General features: G+C 53.0%; 13 protein-coding genes. 8 read left to right on the top strand and 5 right to left on the bottom strand.

The genetic code is table 11. From position 1 onward, the window contains the following. Entirely contained in the window at positions 1 to 1842 is a 1842-nt protein-coding gene (locus P9L94_06400; GenBank protein ID MDP8243693.1) for a peptidylprolyl isomerase, read from the bottom strand. Positions 1843 to 2028: 186 nt separating this feature from the next. Between P9L94_06400 and acs the strand changes: the two genes are divergently transcribed. The 3 genes from acs (at position 2029) to P9L94_06385 (ending at position 6903) form a co-directional block, all read left to right on the top strand. Beyond that, positions 2029 to 3975 (top strand): acetate--CoA ligase, encoded by a 1947-nt coding sequence (acs, locus tag P9L94_06395; GenBank protein MDP8243692.1) that lies wholly within the window; start codon positions 2029 to 2031, stop codon positions 3973 to 3975. Positions 3976 to 4717: 742 nt separating this feature from the next. Continuing rightward, positions 4718 to 5923, top strand: coding sequence for an argininosuccinate synthase (locus tag P9L94_06390; protein MDP8243691.1), 1206 nt, complete (start codon positions 4718 to 4720; stop codon positions 5921 to 5923). Continuing rightward, on the top strand, positions 5923 to 6903 hold the full coding sequence (locus tag P9L94_06385) for a DUF1593 domain-containing protein (GenBank protein ID MDP8243690.1): 981 nt from the start codon (positions 5923 to 5925) through the stop codon (positions 6901 to 6903). The genes P9L94_06390 and P9L94_06385 overlap by 1 nt, the downstream gene beginning before the upstream one ends. Positions 6904 to 6906: 3 nt before the next feature. On the opposite strand, the gene P9L94_06380 is transcribed toward P9L94_06385, so the two are convergent. Then, the gene (locus P9L94_06380) at positions 6907 to 10956 is read right to left on the bottom strand and encodes an ATP-binding protein (protein MDP8243689.1); all 4050 of its coding nucleotides are present in this window, start codon (positions 10954 to 10956) and stop codon (positions 6907 to 6909) included. 526 nt (positions 10957 to 11482) lie between these two features. Between P9L94_06380 and P9L94_06375 the strand changes: the two genes are divergently transcribed. Together P9L94_06375 and P9L94_06370 are read left to right on the top strand one after the other, a co-directional pair. Continuing rightward, positions 11483 to 12751, top strand: a complete 1269-nt coding sequence (locus P9L94_06375; GenBank protein ID MDP8243688.1) for a serine hydrolase domain-containing protein — start codon at positions 11483 to 11485, stop codon at positions 12749 to 12751. Then, positions 12748 to 13647, top strand: a complete 900-nt coding sequence (locus P9L94_06370) for a glycosyltransferase family 2 protein (protein MDP8243687.1) — start codon at positions 12748 to 12750, stop codon at positions 13645 to 13647. The genes P9L94_06375 and P9L94_06370 overlap by 4 nt, the downstream gene beginning before the upstream one ends. A gap of 815 nt (positions 13648 to 14462) precedes the next feature. On the opposite strand, the gene P9L94_06365 is transcribed toward P9L94_06370, so the two are convergent. Beyond that, entirely contained in the window at positions 14463 to 15404 is a 942-nt protein-coding gene (locus tag P9L94_06365; GenBank protein ID MDP8243686.1) for a hypothetical protein, read from the bottom strand. 121 nt (positions 15405 to 15525) lie between these two features. On the opposite strand from P9L94_06365, the gene P9L94_06360 reads away from it, so the two are divergent. The 3 genes from P9L94_06360 (at position 15526) to P9L94_06350 (ending at position 19949) form a co-directional block, all read left to right on the top strand. Continuing rightward, positions 15526 to 17334 carry a glycosyltransferase gene (locus P9L94_06360; protein MDP8243685.1) on the top strand — a complete coding sequence of 603 codons (1809 nt, stop codon included), beginning with the start codon at positions 15526 to 15528 and terminating at the stop codon, positions 17332 to 17334. After that, on the top strand, positions 17318 to 17866 hold the full coding sequence (locus tag P9L94_06355; protein MDP8243684.1) for a DUF192 domain-containing protein: 549 nt from the start codon (positions 17318 to 17320) through the stop codon (positions 17864 to 17866). Before P9L94_06360 ends, P9L94_06355 begins: the two co-directional genes overlap by 17 nt. A gap of 286 nt (positions 17867 to 18152) precedes the next feature. Further along, a complete protein-coding gene (locus P9L94_06350; GenBank protein MDP8243683.1) occupies positions 18153 to 19949 on the top strand; it encodes a hypothetical protein in 1797 nt (598 codons plus the stop codon). A gap of 309 nt (positions 19950 to 20258) precedes the next feature. On the opposite strand, the gene P9L94_06345 is transcribed toward P9L94_06350, so the two are convergent. Continuing rightward, positions 20259 to 20969, bottom strand: coding sequence for a hypothetical protein (locus P9L94_06345; GenBank protein ID MDP8243682.1), 711 nt, complete (start codon positions 20967 to 20969; stop codon positions 20259 to 20261). Positions 20970 to 21576: 607 nt separating this feature from the next. Further along, positions 21577 to 22899: an NAD(P)/FAD-dependent oxidoreductase gene (locus P9L94_06340; GenBank protein ID MDP8243681.1), complete on the bottom strand. Its 1323-nt coding sequence runs from the start codon at positions 22897 to 22899 to the stop codon at positions 21577 to 21579. Between the last annotated feature and the right edge of the window lie 737 nt (positions 22900 to 23636).

Below are 23636 nucleotides of genomic sequence, written 5' to 3'. Positions count from 1 at the left end.
TTATTCTCCAGGCAACGAGTAATCCAGCGGGGCCAGATCGTTCGGTTGCATGTCCCAGAAGTTTTCATAGACCAGTTTGATTTTGTCGGAGTTCGCCATTTCATTGAGCAGTTTGGCGTGATAGTCGCTTTGAATTTGTTGCTTCAAGCGCAGATCAATTTGTTTCTGCACGCTCTCATCGTCGTAGGGTTCAAACTCAGCGGGCAGCCGCTCGAGGACGGTATACAGATAGTAGGCTTGGTCGTATTTCTGCGGGCCGTCGGGCAAGGCGTTGACGCCCAACCGCGCCGAGCGGGTCACGATGGTCCCGGGCAGCAAGTCCGTGGTTGAATCAATGATGCCGATGTCGCCGCCGTCAGCCGCTGACGCGCTTTCTGACATTTCACGCGCAACGGTTTTAAAATCTTCGCCCGCTTTCAAGCGGTCGTAGGCTTTTTGGGCTTTTTCTTTTGCGGCATCGTCGGCTTTATAGACTTCATACTTCGAGTCTTTATTGTGTTTCGGCAGTTTGAAGGTCATCTCCAAAACATGTGATTTTTGTTTTTTACGAAACAGCGGCTGGTTCTTTTCGTAAAAGGCTTTCTTCAATTCTTCGGTGATGGGGTTGTCGGTTACATACTCTTCGGCCAGTTGTTCAAAACGTACCTGTTGCACATTGTTGACGATGAAGAGCCGCGACAACAACTGAAACGCGGGAATGTTTTCATAGCCCGCGTCGCGCGCAATCGAAGCGATCAGCATCTGCGTCATAAAGCCGTCTTTAAACGCATCGGTCACGCGCTTCTGGTAGTCGTCATCGCTTTCGCCCTCTTGTTTAGAAGACCCGGCGGGACGCGCATAGGTAAAATCGCGCTTGGTGATAGGCGTGTTGGCGACCACGGCGACCACTTCTTCTAACTCGGCGTCATCATCAAACAAAATTTCCGGCTTAAAGTTTTTGACGGCCTTGTCCCAATTTTCTTCGACCAGCGCTTCGCTCCATTCGGCGAACTGGCGTTTGCGCAATTCGGCTTTGAGGTCAGTGGTGACTTGCGCCATCGGCTTATGGCCTGCTTGCGACAACTCGACCAGTTCAAGAATCTCATAGCCATATTTGGTTTGCACCAAATCGCTGACGTCGCCCGGCTCCATCGCCAACAGCGCGTCTTCGAGAACAGGGTTAATCGCCTGATCGGGCGCGTCTTTGCGCGACTTTTTCTTAATGATATCGGCTTTGCGCTCTGAGTTGGAATACTCTTCGGCGACGGTTGAAAAATCAGACCCGCCGCGAACCAGCGCGAGCGCGGCCTTCGCGTTTTCGAGTGATTGTTCTTGTTCGGCTTCGGGCAGATCAATCGTACGGAAAAAGATATGACGGAACGAGAACGAAAGCGGCGTGAAGTATTTTTCTTCTTTGACTTCCTCATAGAGTTCGCGCAATTCGTTGTCATTGGGGTCAAACGTTTGGGTGAACTGTTTGTAATTGTATAAACCCGACAGGTAGTTTGACTCCATGATCTTGCGGCGGCTGATAAATTCGGGGTCGGCCGCCATGCCGTGTTTCATGGCGTCGGCCTGAAGTTTGAATTGAAAAAACGTCCGTTGCAAAAACTTGTTTAGTTCCTGGTCGCGAGCATCTTCGGGCGCCTGGTAGAGATTCTTTAGCCCATCGCGGTTGTGATAGAAAAACTCACCAATGGTCAGTTTTTCGTCTTCATATTGCGCCAGCACGGTATCAAGCGGAATGCTTTTTACGCTGGCGGGCTCAGTGGGATTCGAGTCTTGCGCGAAGAGCGGCGTTGCGGCGGCAATCGCGATTATGCAGTATGCCGCAACGGCGGCCAACAGCCTGTAATTGTTCATTATTCATTAACCTCCCGTGTGTTGATCGTCGTAGCGAATGAGTATTGTACACGCATGAGAAAGGGATGGAATGTCGCCCGCGTCCCCATAGGATCAAACGAGCGTTGTGCTAATCTGTAACATTGCAACTTTGCGCTCGGCATCCGGGAGGAATTATGATGAACCGCCAATGAGGAGTAATTGATTATGTCGAGTGAAAAACACGCTGCAACCATTGATGCGCTGCTCGAAGAAAAACGCCACTTTGACCCGCCCAAAGAATTCGCCGAAAACGCCAACGTAAAAGACAACAGCCCCTACGAACTCGCAGAAAAAGACCGAATCGCCTATTGGGAACAACAAGCCGAAGGTCTCGACTGGTTTCAAAAATGGGACACCGCCCTCGAGTGGGACGCGCCCAACGCCAAATGGTTCGTCGGCGGAAAACTCAACGCCAGTTATAACTGCCTCGACCGCCACATCAAAAACGGACTGCGCAACCGCGCCGCCATCATCTGGGAAGGCGAACCCGGCGATCAGCGCACCCTGACCTATTGGGACATGTACCGCGAAGTCAATAAATTCGCCAACTGCCTCAAGGGCTTGGGCGTGAAAAAAGGCGATCGGGTTACGTTCTATATGCCGATGATTCCCGAACTCGCCATCGGTCTCTTGGCTTGCGCCCGCATCGGCGCGGTCCACTCGGTGGTTTTCGGCGGCTTCAGCCCCGACGCGCTCAAAGACCGCATCCACGATTGTGAATCGACCGTACTTATCACCGCTGACGGCGGCTACCGGCGCGGAAATCTGCTTCCGCTCAAACACGACGCCGACATCGCCCTGCGCGACTGCCCCACCATCGAACACGTGGTCATCGTCAAGCGCGGCGATTTTCCCCTGCATATCAAAGAAGGCCGCGACCATTGGTATCACCGCCTCATGCAAGAGGCTGATCCCTACTGCGAGCCGGAACCGATGGACGCAGAAGACCTGCTGTTTGTTTTGTACACCTCCGGCACCACCGGAAAACCCAAGGGCATCATGCACACCACCGGCGGCTACATGACCGGGGTCACGGCGACGACCGAGAAGGTCTTCGACCTCAAGCGCGGCGACGTCTATTGGTGCACGGCCGACATCGGCTGGATCACCGGACATAGTTATATTGTCTACGGCCCCATGGCCAACGCCGCGACGCAGATTATGTATGAGGGCGCGCCCGACTGGCCCGACCGCGACCGCTTTTGGGAAATCATCGAAAAATACGGCGTGTCGGTGTTCTATACCGCGCCGACCGCGATCCGCGCCTTTATGAAGTGGGGCGATCAGGAACCCAAAAAGCACGACCTCTCATCGCTGCGCCTGCTGGGCTCCGTCGGCGAACCCATCAACCCCGAAGCCTGGATGTGGTATCACAAAGTCATCGGCGGCGAGCGCTGCCCGATTGTTGATACCTGGTGGCAGACCGAGACTGGCGCGATCATGATTACCCCGTTGCCGGGCGTGACCCGCACCACCCCCGGTTCGGCGACGAAACCGTTCCCCGGCGTGGTGGCTGATATCGTTACCGAAGAAGGCGAACACGTCGAAGTCGGCGGCGGCTATCTGGTGTTAAAAGAACCCTGGCCTTCCATGCTGCGCGGCATCTACGGCGACCCCGAACGCTTCAAAGAAGTCTATTGGAGCAAGTATGACGGCATCTACTTTGCGGGCGACGGCGCCAAGCGCGACGAAGACGGTTATTATTGGATTCTGGGCCGCGTCGATGATGTGATGAACGTCGCGGGCCACCGCATCTCGACGATGGAAGTCGAAAGCGCGTTGGTTGACCATAAGGCCGTGGCCGAATCGGCGGTCATCGGTATTGACCATGAATTAAAAGGGACCAGCATTGCGGCTTTCGTTACCATTCGCGAAGGCTATGAAATGGGCGCGGCGCTTGAGAAGGCGCTCAAAGACCACGTGGTGCAAAAAATCGGCGCGATTGCCCGGCCGGAGAAGATCATCTTCTCGGCGGATTTGCCCAAGACCCGCAGCGGAAAGATCATGCGCCGCTTGTTGCGTGATATCGCCGATGGTCGCGCCCTGGGCGACACCACCACGCTGGCCGACGCCTCGGTCGTCCAAAATTTGCAACGTAATTACGAAGAATAATTTCCTAACGGAGTTAGGAATAATTGAATTCATTCTCAAACGCCCCTGAAACCTCGGGGGCGTTTTTTTTAGGCAAAATAAAACGTAACGCATTCCAGTAATATCCGATTATTGTATAGAAGGGAAAATGTCGGTTCGTGTCATTTCGAGCGCAGCGAAGCAATCGGCCTACGGCAGGCAGGTCTCGTTTTTTTATTGCCCTCATCCCAACCTTCTCCCAGAGGGAGAAGGGGTAGGTTGGCGCTTAGCGAGCGGAAGTATCTTGGTAGATTGTAGGGTGGGTTCTTAACCCACCAGAAAAAGCCCTCACCCTGGTTCTCTCCCAGAGTGAGAGTACGAATTATAACATTGCGGCGGTGGGCTGCCTTGGATGAATGATGCGTTTCAAGTAGGGTGGCGTTGAGCGCAGCGAAACCCACCAATAAATATTTTCCGAATTCAATAATCAAAAGTAAACGGTGGGATTCATTGCATTCATCCCACCCTACGGGAGCTGCTTAGATTGATCCCCCCTGGCGCGGAAAGCCTGGGAGCGCCATTGTCCGCCCATTGAGAATCGGGGCGGGCGCCGCCATCATATAGGCTTCGGCGCGAAGTCAGTAAAAACTTCGATTCCATAGATTTTATGATGAACGCCAACGCCAGCGCGCGCGAAGCGCTCAACGGTAGATACTGAACAAATTCATCAACTAAACACCGTGATAAATGCAAAATAACAAAACGGTGTTTTCAGGAGCAGACCATGAGCGACGTAAAAAAAGTTGTACTCGCCTATTCGGGCGGATTAGACACCTCCATTATTATCCCCTGGCTGAAAGAAAATTACGACTGCGAAGTCATCGCTTACGCCGCCGACGTAGGCCAGGGCGAAGAACTCGAACCCCTCAACGAAAAAGCCATCCGCACCGGCGCGTCGAAAATTTATATCGAAGATCTGCGCCAGGAGTTTCTCGAAGACTTCTGCTACCCGATGATGCAAGCGGGGGCGATTTATGAGCGCCAATACCTGCTGGGCACCTCCATCGCGCGTCCGCTGATCGCCAAACGCCACGTCGAAATCGCCCGCATGGAAGGCGCCGACGCGGTCGCCCACGGCGCCACCGGAAAAGGCAACGACCAGGTGCGCTTCGAGCTCACCTTCCAGGCGCTGGCGCCCGATCTCAAAATCATCGCCCCCTGGCGCGAGTGGGACATCCGCTCCCGCGAAGACGCGGTCGAGTACGCCAAAGAGCGCAACATCGACGTGCCCGTCACCGTCAAAAAACCCTATTCGATGGACCGCAACTTCTGGCACCTGTCGTTTGAAGGCGGCGTCCTCGAAGACCCCTGGAACGAGCCGCCCTCGGACATGTTCGTCCTCAGCGTGAATCCCGAAGACGCGCCCGACCAGCCCGAAGTGGTCGAGATCGAATTTGAAGAAGGCGTCCCCAAGGCGGTCAATGGAAACGCGATGGGCGCGATTGAACTGATGGAGACGCTCAACGCCGTCGCGGGAAAACACGGCGTGGGACGCGTCGATCTGGTCGAGAACCGTCTGGTCGGCATGAAGTCGCGCGGCGTGTATGAGACCCCCGGCGGCACGCTGCTCTACGCCGCCCACCGCGAGCTGCTCACCCTGGTGTGCGAGCGCGAGACGCTGCATTACCGAAACATCATCGCCGAAAAATACGCTGAGTTGGTTTATTACGGCCAGTGGTTCACTTCGCTGCGCCGCTCGCTCGACGCCTTTATCCGCGAGAGTGAACAATACGTCACCGGCGTGGTGCGGCTGAAATTGTACAAGGGCAACGTGACGCCCGCCGGGCGCAAGTCGCCGCATTCGCTCTATAGCGAAGACTACGCCACCTTCGGCGAGGACGAGGTCTATAACCAACACGACGCCGAAGGCTTCATCAAATTATTCGGCCTGCCCAACATGATCGAGAGCATCGTTCGAAGGGGCAAATAATGATGCGTATCTTCGCCGCCATTCTACTATTTGTTTCGTTTGTATGTGTATCATTTGCGGAACCGAATGGCGGCGCGCTCGACGGTGAGCGCTATCGCGTATTGATTTCCTCTGACATCGGCGGCAGCGACGATGACGACGACCAGTCGTTGGTCCACTATCTTCATTACGCTGACTTGTTTGACCTCGAAGGGCTGGTGTCGTCGCCGCCCCACGCGGGACGTACGGCCGATTATCTCAAAGTGATTGACCTGTACGAAAGTGACTTTGCTTCTTTCAAAGCCGCCTCGCCGAAGTTCCCGACGCCAGAAACATTGCGCGATCTGTGTAAGCAAGGCGCGACCGAACCCGCGCCCGCAGCGGGTTTCAGACAGCCCACCGACGGCTCAAAGTGGATCATCGAATGCGCTCGGCGCAACGACCCGCGCCCGTTGTATGTTCTCGTCTGGGGTTCGATCACCGACGTGGCCCAGGCGCTGCATGACGACCCTTCGATCAAAGAGAAAATCCGGGTGTACTTCATCGCCAGTTGGAACCAACGCATGGATGAACACGCCTTCGCCTATATCGACCAACATCACTCCGACCTGTGGATGATCTATTGCGACACGACGTTTCGCGGATGGTATGTGGGCGGCAAGCAAGACGGCGATTGGGGCAACCAGACTTTTATTAACGCCTTCATCAAAGAGAGCGGCGCCTTGGGCAAGTATTTCGCGCCCTTAAAAAACAACGCTATCAAGATGGGCGACACGCCCTCGGTCGCCTACTTGCTTAAGGGCGATCCGAACAACCCTGAAAGCCCGCATTGGGGCGGGCGCTTCATCAAGCAAGAAGGCCGCAAGCATTGGTGGCGTGACGACCAATCTGAAGACCTGCGCGAAAAGAATTTTCCCGGCGCCAAGACGGTCAACCGATGGCGCAAAGCCTACCTTGCCGACTGGCGCGACCGCTTAGCGAAGATATACGGGAATCATTAAATCTTATTGATTGAGCGCTTCGCGAAGTTTGATTGACAGCGCGGAGGCGGTGAACGGTTTTTGGATGAACACCACATCATCATCCAAAATACCATGATGGGCGATGACGTCAGATGTATAGCCTGACATGAACAATAGTTTGACGCCTGGATATCGCTCTCCCAAGCGCTTTGCCAGTTCTCTTCCGTTCATCTCCGGCATGATGACGTCCGTTAATAATAAATGAATCTCGCCGTTATATTCACTGACAACCTTAAGCGCCTCGTCCGGTGAATCGGCGGTCAGGGTGTGGTAGCCAAGCTGATTGACGATTTGCGTCGTCAGTTCTAAAAGCGCCGGTTCATCTTCGACTAACAAAACCGTTTCGGTTCCGCGCGCGTTTTCTGCGATGGAAGCGGCCGGGTTTTTATGGACGGTTTCGCCCTGGTAGCGGGGCAGGTAGATCGTAAAACACGAGCCTTCTCCCTCTTCGCTATCTACATCAATGTAACCATTGTTTTGTTTCACGATTCCATAGATGGTCGCGAGCCCCAGGCCGGTCCCTTTGCCGGTTTTTTTCGTCGTAAAAAACGGTTCAAAAATTTGATTCACGATGTCGTTGCTCATGCCAACCCCGTTATCGGTGACAGAAAGCCTGACATAATCGCCAGCGATAAATCCCGGTTTGTCGGCGCAACTCTCATCATCAACCGGCTGGTTATTGGTTTCAATGGTGACTTTGCCAACGCCTTTGATCGCGTCGCGGGCGTTGACGCACAGGTTGATCATAATTTGGTCTAGCTGAGTGGGGTCAACTCTGACAAGCCACAACGGGGCGCCGGGCGCCCAAACCAGGTTGATATCTTCGCCAATCAACCGCTTTAACATTTTCATCATCGAATCAACGGTTTCGTTTAAATTCACAACCTTCGGAGAGATGGTCTGTTTGCGGGCGAACGCAAGCAGTTGGCGGGTTAATTCGGCTGAGTGTTTGGCGGCTTTCATAATCTCTTGCAAGTTGACGTAAATCATGTCCGATGATTTGACCTGTCCAATCGCCAGTTCGGAGTGGCCCAAAATGACGCTTAACATATTGTTAAAGTCATGGGCTACGCCGCCCGCCAGCCGACCGACCGACTCAATCTTTCTGGATTGTTCTAAATCGGACTGAAGTTTTTTGTTGTCTTTTTCCGCCTTCATTTTTTCTGTAATATCTTCATAAGTCCCCAACACGCCGATGACATTGCCGTCCTGGTCGTGCAGTGGAATCTTGTTGGTATCAAGCCAGGCGTGTTTTCCATTCGATTGAAGTTGTGGCTCGATAAGATGAAGTTCGGGCGTGTTTGAGTCCATCACCCGTCGGTCGCATTCTATAAAGAAGTCGGCTTCTTCTTTTTTCCAGGCGAGTTCATAGTCTGTCTTGCCGATGATTTCATTTGGAGAGCCAACGCCCGCTACTACAGCGAAATTCTGGTTGCATCCTATATAGACGCAATTGCGGTCTTTCCAGAAAATAAAATCAGGGACAGAGTTTAGTATGAGCTGAAGCATCTGTTTGGTCGCGCCGATTTCTTGTTCTTGGTGGCCGACCGTTTTTTCGAGATTGAGCGAGTGATGGGCCAATAGACGCTGGCTGCGCTTTAATTTCATTGCCATAAGCGTTGTGAAAATACATAAGAAAACAATAAAAATAAACAAGGCCGAAATGGCGGGCGCGAACCAGGGTTGTTGCTGAATGGGCAAAGGCAAGATGGTGAATGACAAACTCGCTGGAGTTGGATCAATTTTAAGGCCCTGGTCGCGCGACCTGACATACAGAGTGTGACGGCCCAGTGAATAATTCTGTGAATTCACAACGATGACAAAATCGTCTACGCGTTCAAACTCGCTCCAAGGCGCATCGTCATACTTCCATGAAAAAGTGATATTGTTTTCATAACCGCGAGGCTTCATATAGGCAATGGCGGCGCATTGCGCGTGATACTGCTCACCTCGAACAACTTGACGAATTTCACTTACTACTTCGGTGTCTGGCGGTTTTTCATTATTGATGACATGGAAAATATCTTCGCCATAGCCAACCCATAAATGCTCTTGGGCGTCTTTGTTCACAGAATAGATGTAATCATCTTTTGACAGGAGATACTGAATCGGCTCCTTACTCAGCGAAGGATCAATTTGAAACAAGGCGCCTAATGCGCCCAAAAAAATACTCCCGTCATATAACTGCTCGCCAAAATTGACGGCGCTTTGGGTTGGGTAAAATTTGATCTGGTCGCCGTCTAGTCGAAAAATGCCCAACTCGCCGTTATTTTGACCGCTGCACGGAAACCAGAGGCAATGGTCGCTTTTAAAAATATAACGGACCATGCTATCGTCTAAAAATCCCAAATCGCGGTCAATTGGGTTCATCTCATAGTCGTATGTTTTGATGACTGGGCCCTGATAAATCCACAATGAATTGGCGGCGTCAGAAAAGAGGCTGGGCAAACCATAAAATAATGCAGATAGCGAATAAGCGTTTACCTGTTGACCGCCAGAACTGACTTTCAATACGGCGTATTGGTTTTGCTGGCCTGTTGAGAAAATAATAAAAAGATTGCCGTCTTCTGTGACGAGTCCACTCGAAAAATCTTTGCCTTCCAACAACTCCGACTCGACCCGTTGAAAACTTCCACCATCAAAGTGAAGCAAGACCCGGTTGCCTTGCGGGCCTGTGCCATATAACCAGACATGACCGTTGTTGCCGGTTAAATGTCCGTCAATTTGGCTGAGGCCAAGATCGGTGAAGAGATATTGAACTTCAGTGGTCTGTTTTTGAAGTACGATTTTTTCTAAATCATAGTTCCAAACATTGCTTTCTGAATCAATAAAATATGCCCCCAAATTGTTCCGCCATTCGCTCCATTCTTCATCGACGAGCCGTATGTGAGCATCGTCGCCAATAAACCATAGTTGGTCGCGGTTGTCTAAAAACGCCGACGGCGGGAACTGGGCGTACCTCATCATCGTTAGTAACTCGGGAGGAAACGCGCGAAAGATAAAGCCGTCTCCGCATCCCCACACCGAACCGTCGGGCGCTGCTTTGAGTTGTTGGTTAAAAAGGTCGCCGACATCGATTTGGCTGTCTTCAATGGGTGAGAAACTCCCATCCACAAAACGATGCAGCGCTTGTTCGTTTGGCGCAGCGGTTGGCAAGAATGAAAGCAGGTCATCTCCGTATACGACCAATTGAGGAACAATGAAAGGGTACACTTCGCTGCGGTTTATATCAGCGTAAAAGGTCCACTCGTCGTTGGCGAACTGATAGATACCCTTATGAGTTGATGCGATGAGATCTCCTTGCTCTGTTTCAGCCATGCTCCAGAATTGCAAATCGCCGTCAAAATCACTGGGAGAAATAATGGGAAGCCATTCATCATCAGAAAGTTGATAAATGCCGCTCGCGGTCAGAAAAAACAAGCGCGACTGGCTGTCTTCAAATACATCCATCACATGGTCGTTCGGCAGGCCGGATTCGAGCGTATAGGTTGACCACTGCCCGTTCAATAACCGTACGGCCCCGCCTGCAGTATTGATATCAGGCCAGCGGTCGCAACAGAACCAGATGGCGCCGTTTTTGGTTTCACGAATACGGCGAACGCTCTGCGATGACAGCCCGTCTTCCGGGCCTAAAGACAAAAATTGAGAGCCGTCAAAAACGCCCGCGCCTTTGTCTGTGCCGACCCATAATTTTTTATCGCTGGCGACGAGAACGCAGCGCACGAAATCGCTGGGCAGTCCATCTTCAGTCGTGAACTGTTTCCATTGATAGCCGTCATAATGATAGAGGCCGTCAGACGCTGCGGCCCATAAGGCCCCCTCTTGGTCGAAGTCAAAATCAAAAACCGATTTGTTTGTCAGGTTTGCGTCTTGGGTGAAGTCATGGTATGCCCACCTTCGATCAAAATGCTCAATCCCGGTCAATGAAGATTGGGCATGACCAATAAAAGGGGCCAGAAGAAAAGACAGAAGGACAAAAGAGTAAAGAAACGCGCGAGAAATCACAAACACGGCTCCCACAAAAAAACTCATGACACTATCGCATAGTATATCCTCTCAAATCAAGTTTCTATTACCTCATTTTTAAACCTAAGAGCCATTTACGCCAGCAATTTCCCAATCAAGTGTCATTACGAGGGAGTCAGCCGCAGCGGACGGCCGAAGTAATCTCACGGGTTGATATCTGAATCAATTATGTGGTGGGTCAAAAAGCGCGATCCACCCTACGAGGCTAGCCTGCAAAAAATGCAAGACCGAAAAGCCGCCGCATTGGCCTAACGCCAATTGACTTTCGCCCCGCCTTTGATTGCAATAGGCAAATACAAGAATGTTTGTCAAAATATGTGCGGTTAGCGCGCCCGTTGGGCTCAGCGATAGATACGGTTACGGAAACTCTATCCGCACAGAATTCTGGCAACCACTATAGAATGTCAACGCAATGCCGCAGGGGATTGGGTGGAGCGGCTTTCGTAGTCAGCGGCAATAAGCCGCGACGGAGACAAGCAGAACCCAACCCCGAGGTATTGCGTCTATGTATACAAACTTCGGGAGGAACCTCATGAAACGATTGCTGTTTAGCTGCCTTGCGATAGTTTTCGCCGCCGTTGCCGTGAACGCCGACTCGTTCAAACTAACCAAGCCTGAAAAGGTGGGCATTTCCAGCGAGCGGCTCGAAAAACTCGACGCCGTCATGCAAGGCTTTGTTGATCGCGGAGAGTTGGCGGGCATGGTGTCGCTGGTTGCCCGCAAAGGCAAGATCGCCCATTTTAAAGCCTATGGTTTTCAAAACATCGAAGACAAGACGCCGATGAATGAGGATTCGCTGTTTCGCATCTACTCGATGACCAAGCCCATTACCTGCGCGGCGCTGATGATGTTGGTCGAAGACGGCAAGTTGTTTTTGACAGACCCGGTTTCGAAATACCTGCCGGAGTTCAAAGACATGCAAGTCTTGATCGGCGAACTCGACGGCGAGGTCAAAACGGAACCCGCCAAGTCAGAAATTACCCTGCAACGCCTCGCCATGCACACCTCCGGCATTGGCTATGGCATCCCAGAAAACAAAAGCCCTACTCTGTCGAAAAAACATGCAGAAATCGATATGTTTAATCCAGCCAACCCCATCAAAGACGCGATCAGCGCTCTAGCAGAATTTCCGCTGCTGCATCAACCGGGAACCACCTGGGAATACGGCGCCTCGATTGACGTATTGGCGCGGGTAATCGAAGTCGTCGCCGGGCAGCCGTTCGGTGAATTTTTACAAGAACGCATGTTTGATCCTCTCAAAATGGAAGACGCTGGCTTCTCAACGCCAAAAGAAGATTGGGGCCGGGTGGCGACAGTCTATACGATCAAAGAAGGCAAAATACAACCAGCGCCGGACAGTGGATTACCATTAGAAAAATACTACAAAATCGGCGTGCAACATGCGGGCGGACACGGCCTGATGACCAGCGCGATGGATTACGCCCGCTTTGCGCAGATGCTACTCGACGGCGGCGAGTTGGAAGGCGAACGCGTACTGGGGCCGAAGTCGATTGAACGCATGTCAACAAACCTGATTCGCGACGAAGCGAATAATACGTCTTGGCATAACGATCAAGAATCAGGGTTTGGCTTAGGTGTATCAGTGAAGAAAGACCAGGCGTACAGTTCCACGCTGTCGTCGCTGGGAACCTACGGTTGGAGCGGATACGCCAGCACGTTGTTTTTTGTTGACCCCGAAGAAGACCTGATCGCCGTCTTTATGAGCCAACATGTCCCAACCAACCCAAAACAGAGCTGGCAGACATACACCAACCTGGTGTATCAAGCGATTGTAGAATGAGCGACGCGATTCCTGTCGTTTCCGCCGTCCTTATTAGTTGGAACCGGGCGGACGATCTCAAACGCGCGATTGAGTCGTTGCGGCGGCAGGCGTATTTAAACCTCGAAATCATTATCATCGACAACGGTTCTACGGATGAAAGCCTGCTCTGGCTTCGTCAGCAGCCGGATATTCAACTCATCGAGAATTCGACCAACGTCGGCGCCTGCCGCGCCCGCAACCAGGGCATTCAACGCGCCAATGCTGAGTATGTTCTCTTTATGGATTCCGACGCGGTGCTGGTGACGCCCGGCGCGATTGAGCGGCAGGTTCAAACATTGCAAGCCGACGCGAAACTCGCGGGCGCGGGGGGGATCATCTACGGTGACGAGGCGATGGAGGATATTTGGTGTGTCTCGCCCACCACCGATTGGGAAGGCAACTACGACCCCGCTGCGTCGGTGCAGATGACCAACGACCCGCATATCTTGTCGACTTGCTTCAGTTTGTTTCGTCTCGATGCGGTGCGCGAAGCGGGCGGCTTCGACGAGTTTTATTTTTATTTATTTGAAGACGGCGACCTGTGCCTGCAACTGCGCAAGCGCGGCTGGCGGCTGATGATCGACTCCGAAGTGAAAATCATCCATCACTATTCCAAACAAGGCCGCACCGAGCGCGGGCAGATTGCCTATCATTATTATCACGAACGCATCCGCATGTATTACGTCTTGAAGAACTACGGGCTGGGGCGCTTTTTGGCGTCGTGGCGGCACAAGATCGGCGAGACCTTTTCGTTCAAGTCGCGCTTTGCTTACATGCCCTTTTGGCGCTATGTGGATTTGTACTACCTGCGCATGGCGGCGATGCTGCTGCGCTACCCCTACATCGTCGCGCAACGGCGGCGGACGTGGGTGTGAAGATTTGGTTCATCCGGTAAGTGAGTACTTACATTGATGGATAGCCATAATTTTGTTTAAGAAAACGTATTCGGGCATATTAAAAATTGACGTACCAATCAGGTAGGGGTGCAACTCTGGGAGCGCCTGTGCATAAGGGCCTGAAAGCCCGCACTGAAGCGAACAGAGTTGTACCCATGCCACACACAGCGAAAGTTCAAGTATTGATGAAGAGGCTTCTATAAATCTCAATTCTATTTGTGAAAAAGTATCCAAATACCGGAAGAAGCATAAATTTTGTTAATTGCGGGAATCTTTGATCTGCTTTTTTCTGTTCAAAAAAAGAAGTTGAAAATTGATTTGATTTGGTTACGCTTTATTTAAGCCCAGTGGGGCAGTTTTCTTCTGAAACTTTAGTGATATGACCGTAAAAATCGGCGCGGTAAACATCACTCGAAGCGTAAGGAGGAAACGGTCAATGACCAAACAAAAGACCGGTTGGTTTTGGAGCCTATATGAAATAGGCTCAGCAGTTTGCCGACTGCTGAGCCTTGTCGTGTCTCTCATAGAGAGAATTTCACGGTTCTTCAACTAACTAACTTGTGTTGTCGCCCCACTGGGTGACTACTTATTTTAATATCGACTTTCAAGCTTTGTTGCTTTAACTAGCTTAATTAGATCGACTAGCTACCTACTATATTAACTACCAACCGCAGAAAAAGCAACAAAATTACGACAATTTTGCGATTTTTTTGCGACAAAAATACGGCGAATTGTAGAATGCAATTCCAAATCAATCGTCAGGATTTCTTTTTAATACGCAGAAGTTGTTGTGGTTACGGCTTTCTCTTACCAAACTGTTTCTCTTTTTCCATCAGTGTTTTGTATTCTTCCCTGGTGGCTTCCATCAGCGGGGGGAACCAGTTGTCCCCCATTTCCAGCGCGGCAGAACACAAGATGTGATATTCATACGGGGCCGCGTCGATGCTGGGGTAGCGCTCGCTGGGGCGCAAGGTGCGCTCGAGTTTTCCCTCGCCCACGGTGAACAACAAAAGATATTGCGGGACGCGCTGCGTCTGCGGCATGGGGGTGAGAATGCGAAAACTCATGTCGTCTTCAACCGCGCCGTATTGTTTCCAGATGACCTCGCCGTCGCTGGCGACCACCGCCGCGCCCACCGAAAGCGTGAGCGACGCTGTGGGAAAATCAATGGTTGCTTTGGAGGCGACCCGTCCGGTGACGGCGAAGAATATTTTGCGTTGGTGCGGCGGCGCGGGCTGGTCGGGCGCGGTTTGCGGGCGCAACTGCGGCGGCGTCATATCCAGCGCGCCAAATACAATCTCATCATACAAAAGCGGTTCGGGGTGAATCATCACGCTAGGCGCGGACGTTAATTTCCCATTAGGGACCAGCAGAAAAATGCCTTTGCCGGGCTGCGCTTCCACAAAGGGAAACATCATGGTCGCGGGATTAAAGTAGGCCTCGTTCGGCTCAGCCGGGGCGGTGGCGGAGGGCAATATCACCCCGGCTTCGCGGGCGCGTTTTTCATAGTCGCGGCGCAGGTCGACCGCCGTTTTCAGGCTGGCGTATGGGCCTTTGTAATCGGGGCCGATGCGCACAAAGTAGCGTTCACCCGTCTTGAGCAACACCGCGCCGCGTTGCTTGGCGGCCTGCAACTCTTGCAGCGATTTACACTCGGTGACGGGGTAGTCGCCCGTCTGCGCGTTGGTGGAGAGAATGGTGAGTAGCGCGAGAAAGAGAAATGTGAGATAACGCATTGCGTTCGTTCCATTTGTGATTTGTGTTATGATGAACCGTTCGCTAATGACGATAGCACGAGTCTGCGCTTTTGCCCATCCATCAATATCGTCATCATTCTATGCGTCTCAATGGGGGCCAATGAACCAAACGCCCAGCCAGGAAACCTATCTCCAGAATTTGCAGTTGATGGCCCAACTGTATCCACACTACGTCCCCCAGATCGAGGCCGCATCGGCAAACGGCGCCTATACGTTTGAAGACAAAAGCGCCGACGTGGTTTTGTGTCAACAAAACGCCGACGGCGCCTGGATTCACGGCCCCAACGACCCCTGGAAGACGGCGGAAGCCACGTTGCGCAATTCTGACGCCGACAAACAGCGCTTATTTATCATCTTGCGCCCCGGCCTGGGCTATCTGCCGCTGCATCTCTATCCGCAATTGCGAAAAGGCCGCAACGCCCAGCGCATGTTAATTATCGAAGACCGCATCGACCTGCTGCACGAAGCCTTTAAACGGTTTGACTGGACGGACATGCTGCGTTCCGACCGCACCATTTTGATTCTTGACCCAAACCCGGCCGAGACGGTTTTAAAGTTTGTTCACACCAATCCCGTCTCGGCGCTGGTTCCCGTTTCGGTGCAATGCGGGGTTGAGTGGGGCGATTATGAAAAACGCATGGTCGCCGCTTTGCAGCAGCACTATATGCCGATGGCCGAGCAAGTCTACAAAGCCTCCCAGCAATACATGGGCGAGATTTTCGACCACTTCAAACAACCCGCTGCGGGGCGTAAACGCAAGGTGGTGTTGGTTGAGCCTGAGCATGACTATCTCTCTAACGCGCTGTCGCAAGGCTTCGAAGACAACGGCCTCGACGCGGCGTCATTCACCGCCAACAAGCGCATGATCAATTTTTTGAACCCCTACGTGTGGCTGGTCTACACCCGCGAGCATTTTCCCGATGTGTTGTTGTGGATGAACCGCAACACGCTGTCTGATGAAGGGGCCGAGTCGCTCAGCAAGTTGCCCATCAAAAAAGTGTTGTGGTTTCTCGACAGCCCCAAGCGCGTACAAACCACCAAAGAAGAACTCGACGCGACCGACGCCTACTTCTCATTCGACCCGACGTATCTGGATTACCTAAAAGAACTGAGCGGAAAAGAAGGAACCTACTTGCCCACGGCGGCGGGCATCCGCCCCCTGCCCGAATGCCAGCCGGGCAAAGAATGGCCGCAACGCACCGGCCCCAAGGTCGGTTTTATGGGCGCATTGGCCGCTGCGCGCTTTCAAGAAGTCCGCGCCTATTGGCTCAAACGCGACCCTGATTTTGTGGTGGTGCTCGACGGCATCGTCGAAGACTATCTCGCCGATGAAAGCGTCACGCTCGAAGAACGCTTTAATCAATCGAAAGGGCGCGAACGCCTGCCTTACGAAGGCTTCGTGGTTCTCTATTTAGAAGAACGCGCCACCTATTTGAAACGGCTGGCTGCGCTGCGCCGCGTCAACGACCTCGGGCTGCAAACCTACGGCTCGCCCGAATGGGGCGCGGCGGATTGGGCGCAAGAACTGGTCGGCTGTTATGCGGGCTACGCGCCCGAATACAACCAGGATTTGCCCTCGGTTTATTATCACGCCCAGGTCAACATCAACGTGTTTCACGTACAGTGTTTCAATTCGGCCAACCCGCGCGTCTATGACGTGTTGGCGGCGGGCGGGTTTTTGCTGACGGAATACAAGCCCGTGCTCGAAGAGGAATTTGAACTGAATAAACATCTGGTTTGTTTTCATAGTTTGGATGAATTACGCGAGAAAACAGAATACTATTTGGAACACGCGGATGAGCGCGACGCCATCGCCCGCGCAGGCCAGGAATTTGCGCTCAACCATTGCACCTATTCGCAGCGCGTGAAAACGATAATGAAAACGCTTTACGGTGAAGACGAAGCCTAACCAGACAATGAAATACGCAACGGTTGTTTTTTTGGCGGCGTTTCTACTGGCGTTGATTGGTTGCAGCGGTCAATCAACCCATACGCCGGGCGTTCCCGCCAACGCGCTGGGGGCGTTGCGCACTGTTGAATGCGTCATCGCCAAACAGATCGTGACCATCGAAATCGCGATTACCCCGCGCGAGCAACGCCAGGGGCTGATGTACCGCGAGTCGATGCCTACTGACCACGGCATGTTGTTCGTTTATCGCGAGCCGCAGTACATGTCGTTTTGGATGAAGAACACCAAAATTCCGCTGTCGATTGCGTACATCCGCGACGACGGCGTGATTGGAAATATCGAAAAAATGGAACCGCATCGCGGCCCGTTTGACCCGGTGGTCAGCTACCGGTCAAAGTATAAGAGCCTGTATGCGCTCGAAATGAACCAGGGATGGTTTGAAGCCAACGGGCTAAAACCCGGCGAACCGATCTCGCTGCCCTATGACGAAATTCAACGCATGGTGAACGATGTCATGGCGAAGGCCCAATGAACAACTCCGCCGCAAGCAGCGGGGTATCAAATCGAGATTCAAAAGCATCTCAAAAACGATTGAGTAGGAAAAGGGATTCCGGCAGTTCAAAAATTGACAAACCATTTCAGGCATGGGTGCAACTCTGGGAGCGCCTGTGCATAAGGGCCGGAAAGCCCGCACTGAAGCGAGCAGAGTTATACCCATGCCACACGCAACAAATGTTTTGAGATGGCTTCTAGTCGTTCTTGCGCCCAAAGGGGCGAGGAATTAAACCCGAATTAGATTAAACCTGAAGGAGAAACCAATGAAACGCTTTGCCTGTTTTTTATTTGCTGCACTGGTCTGCGCCGCCGTCACGCACGCGCAAACCATTAACCCCGTCGCGCAGTTAGAAGTGAGTGCGCTTGCGCTTCACCTCGACGGCAATCGCATGTACGTCGGCGGCGACAGCGACGTTCGCATCTACGATGTCAGCAGCCCGGGTTCGCCCTCGTTGCTTGGAGAGTTTCCCGTCCCCAGTAGCGTAATTGGCCTGACCTCCGTCGGAAATACATTGGTCGTTGGTATGGATGAAGCGACGGGAAATAATATTGTCATCGCTGATGTGACTGACCCGGGCGCGCCGTCGATTATTGATGAACGCGCCGTGACCGAAAACCGCGAGAACGTCAACTTTGTTCACGCCATCGGCGATGTAGTTTACATTGGCGTCAACAACCGCATTGTGGTTACGCAATTACAGATCGCCGCGCCCAACAAACTGGCGCCGTTGTCGGTGATCGACGCCAATGACGAAGCCATCGACATGACCACCGCAGGCGGGCGCTCCTACGTCGCCACGTGGTCAGACATTATGATTTTAAATACCTCAAACCCGGCCCAGACCACGCTGGTCAATACATTCGTCAGCGTCATCAACGAGTTTGACGGAAACAACGGCGTTTCGGTTGACGGCAATACTCTCGGCGTCGCCGTGGGATTCACCGGCATCGACTTGTTCGACATCTCGAACCCGGACGCGCCCCAACATCTCGCCAGCGCATTCACCACCCATGATAATGAAGTGTGGCGCATCTCCGTACGCGAAGGCTTCGCTTATACGGCGACATCTTTTGATAGCGGGGTTGGTTCTCAATTGACCTTCAACGGCGGCCTGCGTATTTATGACTATGAGCGCATCCCCACCGTGAACCGTATTTTCTCGAATGAGGTTGTTCAAACTGCGCTAGACGTGATTGCATTTGACGGGTATGTCTATTTGGCGGGCGACGGCCTTTTGCAAGTCTTTGAGCACGGGCCGAAAGGCGTACGCCCAACGTCAACGCCAGTCGTCCCAACATCGACCCCGGTCCCGACCCGAACGCCGACGCCAACCAATACGCCGCCGGTGATTATCCCGCAAAATACGCCGACGCCGCTCAATGCGCCCACGGCGACGCCTGCGCCTCCGACGAGTACGCCGGTGGTTGCGCCAACGCCCACGCCGACCGTGATCGCTGCAATCCCCACCCCGACGCCGACCACCCCGCCGGCCAGCGGTTTGCAGCCATTGGCGACCTACGCGTTTGATACGGCGACGTTGGTCGAAAGCGGGTGGTCAGAACTGCCGGGCGGCTTTACCAATGCCGCGCCGGGCCAATTCGCGATGACGGCGCTTTCGCCGCTGGTTCTGCCGCAATCCAGCGACGGCAAAGGCCTCGCTATTTCCGTGGCGCCCGAGCAGGTCGGGTTTATGTATAGTTCTTTAGCGATTGACGGCGGCGGCGATCCATTGCTGATCCGCGCCTTGCTGCGCGCTGATTTCCCCAACGCTTCGATTGCGGTGGGCGCGTTGCGCGGCGGTTTGACGGTCGCGGGTTCGTTCGATGGTTCGATTGGGTTGAATTTCCCCGCGACGACTCAACAGTTGGTTGAAGGCTCCACTTGGATGAGCATTGTCTACCAGCCCGACCAGGGTTCGCTGATCAATCCCATTTTGCAAGTAGCGAACATCGGCGCGGCGGGCGACCCCAACGTGACGGTGTTTGTGGACGTGATTGAGGTCTACCGTTTGCCGAAGGGCGTTTCGGTTCCTGTGGAGTTGTTGCATTCGCAACCCTAGGCAGTGTTTTCGATTCTGTATGTAAAAGAGCGCGGCGTTTCGTCGCGCTCTTTTTTTATGCCCAGTCTATTTTGTGGATGAAATAGCGATTGGCTTGAGCAGTTGCGATAAAAAATTTGGTTGGGTGGCAAGGGCAAGGCCGTTTGGTATTTAGATTCGGATGCCGTACTTGGTTGGGTGGCAAGGGTAAGGCCGCGAAGCGGACAGCCCTTGAAAGGCCGTTTTGGGACTTAAATTCGGATGCCGTACTTGGTTGGGTGGCAAGGGCAAGGCCGCGAAGCGGACAGCCCTTGAAAGGCCGTTTGGTATTTAAATTCGGATGCCGTACTTGGTGAGCGCGGTGACGGCTTTTTGCGTCCAGCCTTTGTTGGCGGCGGGGCTGGCGGGGCTGGGGTGAAGTATTTTACCGATTTTTTGGTCGACGCCGTCGAGCGCCATTTGTGCGCGGCGTTCGGCAAACCCGCCGACGCCGATTACCCATTCGGGTTGCAGCGCGTCAATCATGGCGCGAAAGGCGCGGTCGCAGGCGTCAAACAGCGGCGCGCTTTCGGCGACGGGCAATTTGTCGGGGGTGAAGTTGCGCCCGCTTTCTTCCATAAAACACAGCGGACAATAATTGATGACAAAGAAGCGTTCAAAGAACGCTTGCGGCGTGTTGAATTCGTCGCGCGCCCATCCCCACAATCGGCGCCCGCTGACCTCGCTGCGTTGGCAGTCAAAGCCTTCGATGGGGCGCTTGGGGTGTTCGCGGGGGGGCTTGCCGACGGGCGCTTGCAGGCCCATCCAGTCGCGCACCAGTTCAATCTCGCCAAAGGGAACGCCCGTCTGCGCCATGCCCCAGGGGCCGGGGTTCATGCCGAGAAAGACGGCTTCTTTTGGGCTGGAACCAAACCGTTTGAGGTAGAGTTCGTGCGGCGCCCGCGCATACACCAGCGGGTTATAGACATGGGTTACGGGTGGAGAGAACGAAAGTGTCTCCACCTCATTCACGAGTTCGCGCGTAATCTTTATCAGTTTCATGGCGGGAGTATAACGCGAAAAAAAGAATTCATCGCCCCCTTATGGATGGCGAACTTGAGAACACACGCAACCGCGAGAGATACCGCGTCGAAGCCGCCATACAGGAGCGCGAGTATTTATACTCGCATCGTTGAATGCCGTTGTGGACAACGCTTCGCACCCTTCGGATGTATGACGCGTCTCAAGTAGGGTGGCGTTGAGCGCAGCGAAACCCACCAATAAAAATTTCCGAATTCAATAATCTAGAAGTAAACGGGTTTTTGTATTAAGGCTCCAAGCGTCGGGGGGAACAAACAGGAGCGCGAGTATCTATACTCGCACCGGTGAATGCCGTTGTGGACAACGGCGCTCCCAGGGAAATAGGCTTTTTGATGAGTATCAGCCTTATCGGACAACCCCCACCTTTGTCCTCCCCCAACTTGAGGCAATGTCATTGACTTAAGACTTTTAGCCCCCCTTTTTAAGGGGGGACGGCGCTGAAAGCGCCAGGGGGGATTCGGGCGCAACGTGTTGCGCCCCTACAGGGCTGATATTTTTGATTTCGTTGCATCAAGGTCTGCCCTCATGCCATTCGCAAGGGGATTACAAATTCAGAGACGAAATAATTCTACTCTGAAAAGTGATATTCATTTTTGCGCTGAGGTTTTTTCTTGAGGTCTAAATTTTCCTGGTGCGTGATCAGGCGCGCGCCCCGGTTTCGGGTGAAATAGTTCCACGCCCATTGGGTCGCGACCAACAGGCGGTTGTCATATTCAACCAGATATAAAATGTGGACGAACAACCACATCAACCACGCCAGCAGGCCTTTGACGTGTACGCCGTGGATGTCGGCGACGGCGGCGTTGCGGCCAATGACCGCCATGTTGCCTTTGTCGAAATACTCGAAGGGTTTGAACGCGCGGTTTTGCCTCTTCATTTCAATATGCTTGGCCGCAAAGGCGCCCTGCTGCATGGCGACGGGCGCGATGCCGGGCAGCGGCTTTTCGTCTTTGCCGATGCAATGCGCCAGGTCGCCGATGACCATGATCTCGGGGTGGTTGGGGATGGCGAGATGTTCATCGACCATCACGCGCCCGATGCGGTCGAGCGATGCGGTGGCGCGGTCGGCGAGAATGCGCCCCAACGGCGACGCTTGTACGCCCGCCGCCCACAGGACGGTCTTGGCGCGCAGGGTTTCTTCTCGTCCGTTGTGTTTCATGGTGACGCGGTCGCCGTCGATGTTGGTGACGAAGGTGCTGGTTTTTACGTCAACGCCCAGCTGCCGCAAATGATATTCGGCGTCTTCCGATAAATTTTCGTGATAGGGCGGCAGAATGCGGTCGGCGCCTTCGACGAGATAGATGTTCGCCTTGCTGGCGTCGATTGAGCGAAAATCATGGCGCAGCGTGTGGTTCGAGAGTTCCGCTAGTGCGCCCGCCAACTCAACCCCGGTGGGGCCGCCGCCGACGATAACGAAATTCATCCAGGCGCGGGTCTCCTCGAGATCGTCCTGACGCTCGGCGCCTTCAAAGGCGAGAAAAATTTTGCGGCGCATCTCGATGGCGTCTTCGATGGTTTTGAGGCCTGGCGCGATTTCAGCCCAATCGTTATTGCCGAAGTACGAGTGTGTGACGCCGGTCGCGACGATCAGGGTGTCATAGGGTACCACGTCGTCGCGCAGCACCACTTCGCGGCGTTCAACGTCAATGTCGATGACCTCTCCCATCAGGGTTTTGACGTTTTTGTGGTTCTTGAGCACCGCCCGCAGCGGCGAGGCGATGTCGCCCGGAGAGAGGCCGCCCGTCGCGACTTGGTAAAGCAGCGGCTGAAACAGATGGAAATTTCTGCGGTCGATCAGCGTCACTTGAACGTCGCGGTGGTTTTTGAAGGCTTTCGCGGCATACAGCCCGCCAAAGCCGCCGCCAATTATTACGACATGATGTTTAGGCATCAATTTGATTTTCCTTAATGGCTATTTTTATATCTATTATTTGATTGTATCACGCATTTTTATATAATGAATAATATTAGTAAACTTTAAAGTAAATAAATATAAATAGGTAAGTGTATTTTTGTCCCTAATATGGGACTTCTGGGATTATTACATCATTTTTATTAGCATTTTTTGATTTATGAAAAAAAGATAGAAACGGTTTATTCGGTATAGGAAGTTTTTATTACCCGGATTTTTTAGTAATGAAGAAAAATAACTCATTTTTGAGATAAGACATTTTAGTCGTATCCCAATTTTAGGACACTTGTGTAGAGGCAGTGGCTCGCGTTTTTATACTTTGTACTATTTTATTGTCAGTTTCTGGGGCTTTAGTTTGATAATCATAGGTTGATCGCTTCGCTCGCAATGATGCGGATGCGGTAGAGGGTGATGATCCGTTTAAGTTCCGCCCCCAAAGATTGGGTTCGCCTGCCTGCCGCAGGCGAACCTCCTGGTGAGCCGGATAAAACCGAAAGTTTGCTCCCTCTCCCCACTGGGAGAGGGTTGGGGTGAGGGCTTGGATATATATCCGTATTTATTCAAACGCGGCTCGGCGGGGGCCTCGCCCTCCCCGAACGAATGATAAGCCAAGGTAGTTTGGCTCGCGAAGCAGCCCACCATGCAATGTTTCAATCATCATGAACGGCAGGTAATAACCCACCAATATTTCGAATGATGTGGGGAGGGCGAACCTC

The organism is Candidatus Hinthialibacter antarcticus, from assembly GCA_030765645.1.
GTDB lineage: Bacteria > Hinthialibacterota > Hinthialibacteria > Hinthialibacterales > Hinthialibacteraceae > Hinthialibacter > Hinthialibacter antarcticus.
This window is presented reverse-complemented; position numbering and strand designations above follow the sequence as displayed.

Coding starts and splice junctions, on each gene's coding strand:
- P9L94_06400 (MDP8243693.1), bottom strand. CDS start 1,842: ATGAACAATTACAGGCTGTTGGCCGCCGTTGCGGCATACTGCATAATC.
- P9L94_06345 (MDP8243682.1), bottom strand. CDS start 20,969: ATGAAACTGATAAAGATTACGCGCGAACTCGTGAATGAGGTGGAGACA.
- P9L94_06390 (MDP8243691.1), top strand. CDS start 4,718: ATGAGCGACGTAAAAAAAGTTGTACTCGCCTATTCGGGCGGATTAGAC.
- P9L94_06370 (MDP8243687.1), top strand. CDS start 12,748: ATGAGCGACGCGATTCCTGTCGTTTCCGCCGTCCTTATTAGTTGGAAC.
- P9L94_06340 (MDP8243681.1), bottom strand. CDS start 22,899: ATGCCTAAACATCATGTCGTAATAATTGGCGGCGGCTTTGGCGGGCTG.
- P9L94_06375 (MDP8243688.1), top strand. CDS start 11,483: ATGAAACGATTGCTGTTTAGCTGCCTTGCGATAGTTTTCGCCGCCGTT.
- P9L94_06385 (MDP8243690.1), top strand. CDS start 5,923: ATGATGCGTATCTTCGCCGCCATTCTACTATTTGTTTCGTTTGTATGT.
- P9L94_06360 (MDP8243685.1), top strand. CDS start 15,526: ATGAACCAAACGCCCAGCCAGGAAACCTATCTCCAGAATTTGCAGTTG.
- P9L94_06365 (MDP8243686.1), bottom strand. CDS start 15,404: ATGCGTTATCTCACATTTCTCTTTCTCGCGCTACTCACCATTCTCTCC.
- acs (MDP8243692.1), top strand. CDS start 2,029: ATGTCGAGTGAAAAACACGCTGCAACCATTGATGCGCTGCTCGAAGAA.
- P9L94_06350 (MDP8243683.1), top strand. CDS start 18,153: ATGAAACGCTTTGCCTGTTTTTTATTTGCTGCACTGGTCTGCGCCGCC.
- P9L94_06380 (MDP8243689.1), bottom strand. CDS start 10,956: ATGAGTTTTTTTGTGGGAGCCGTGTTTGTGATTTCTCGCGCGTTTCTT.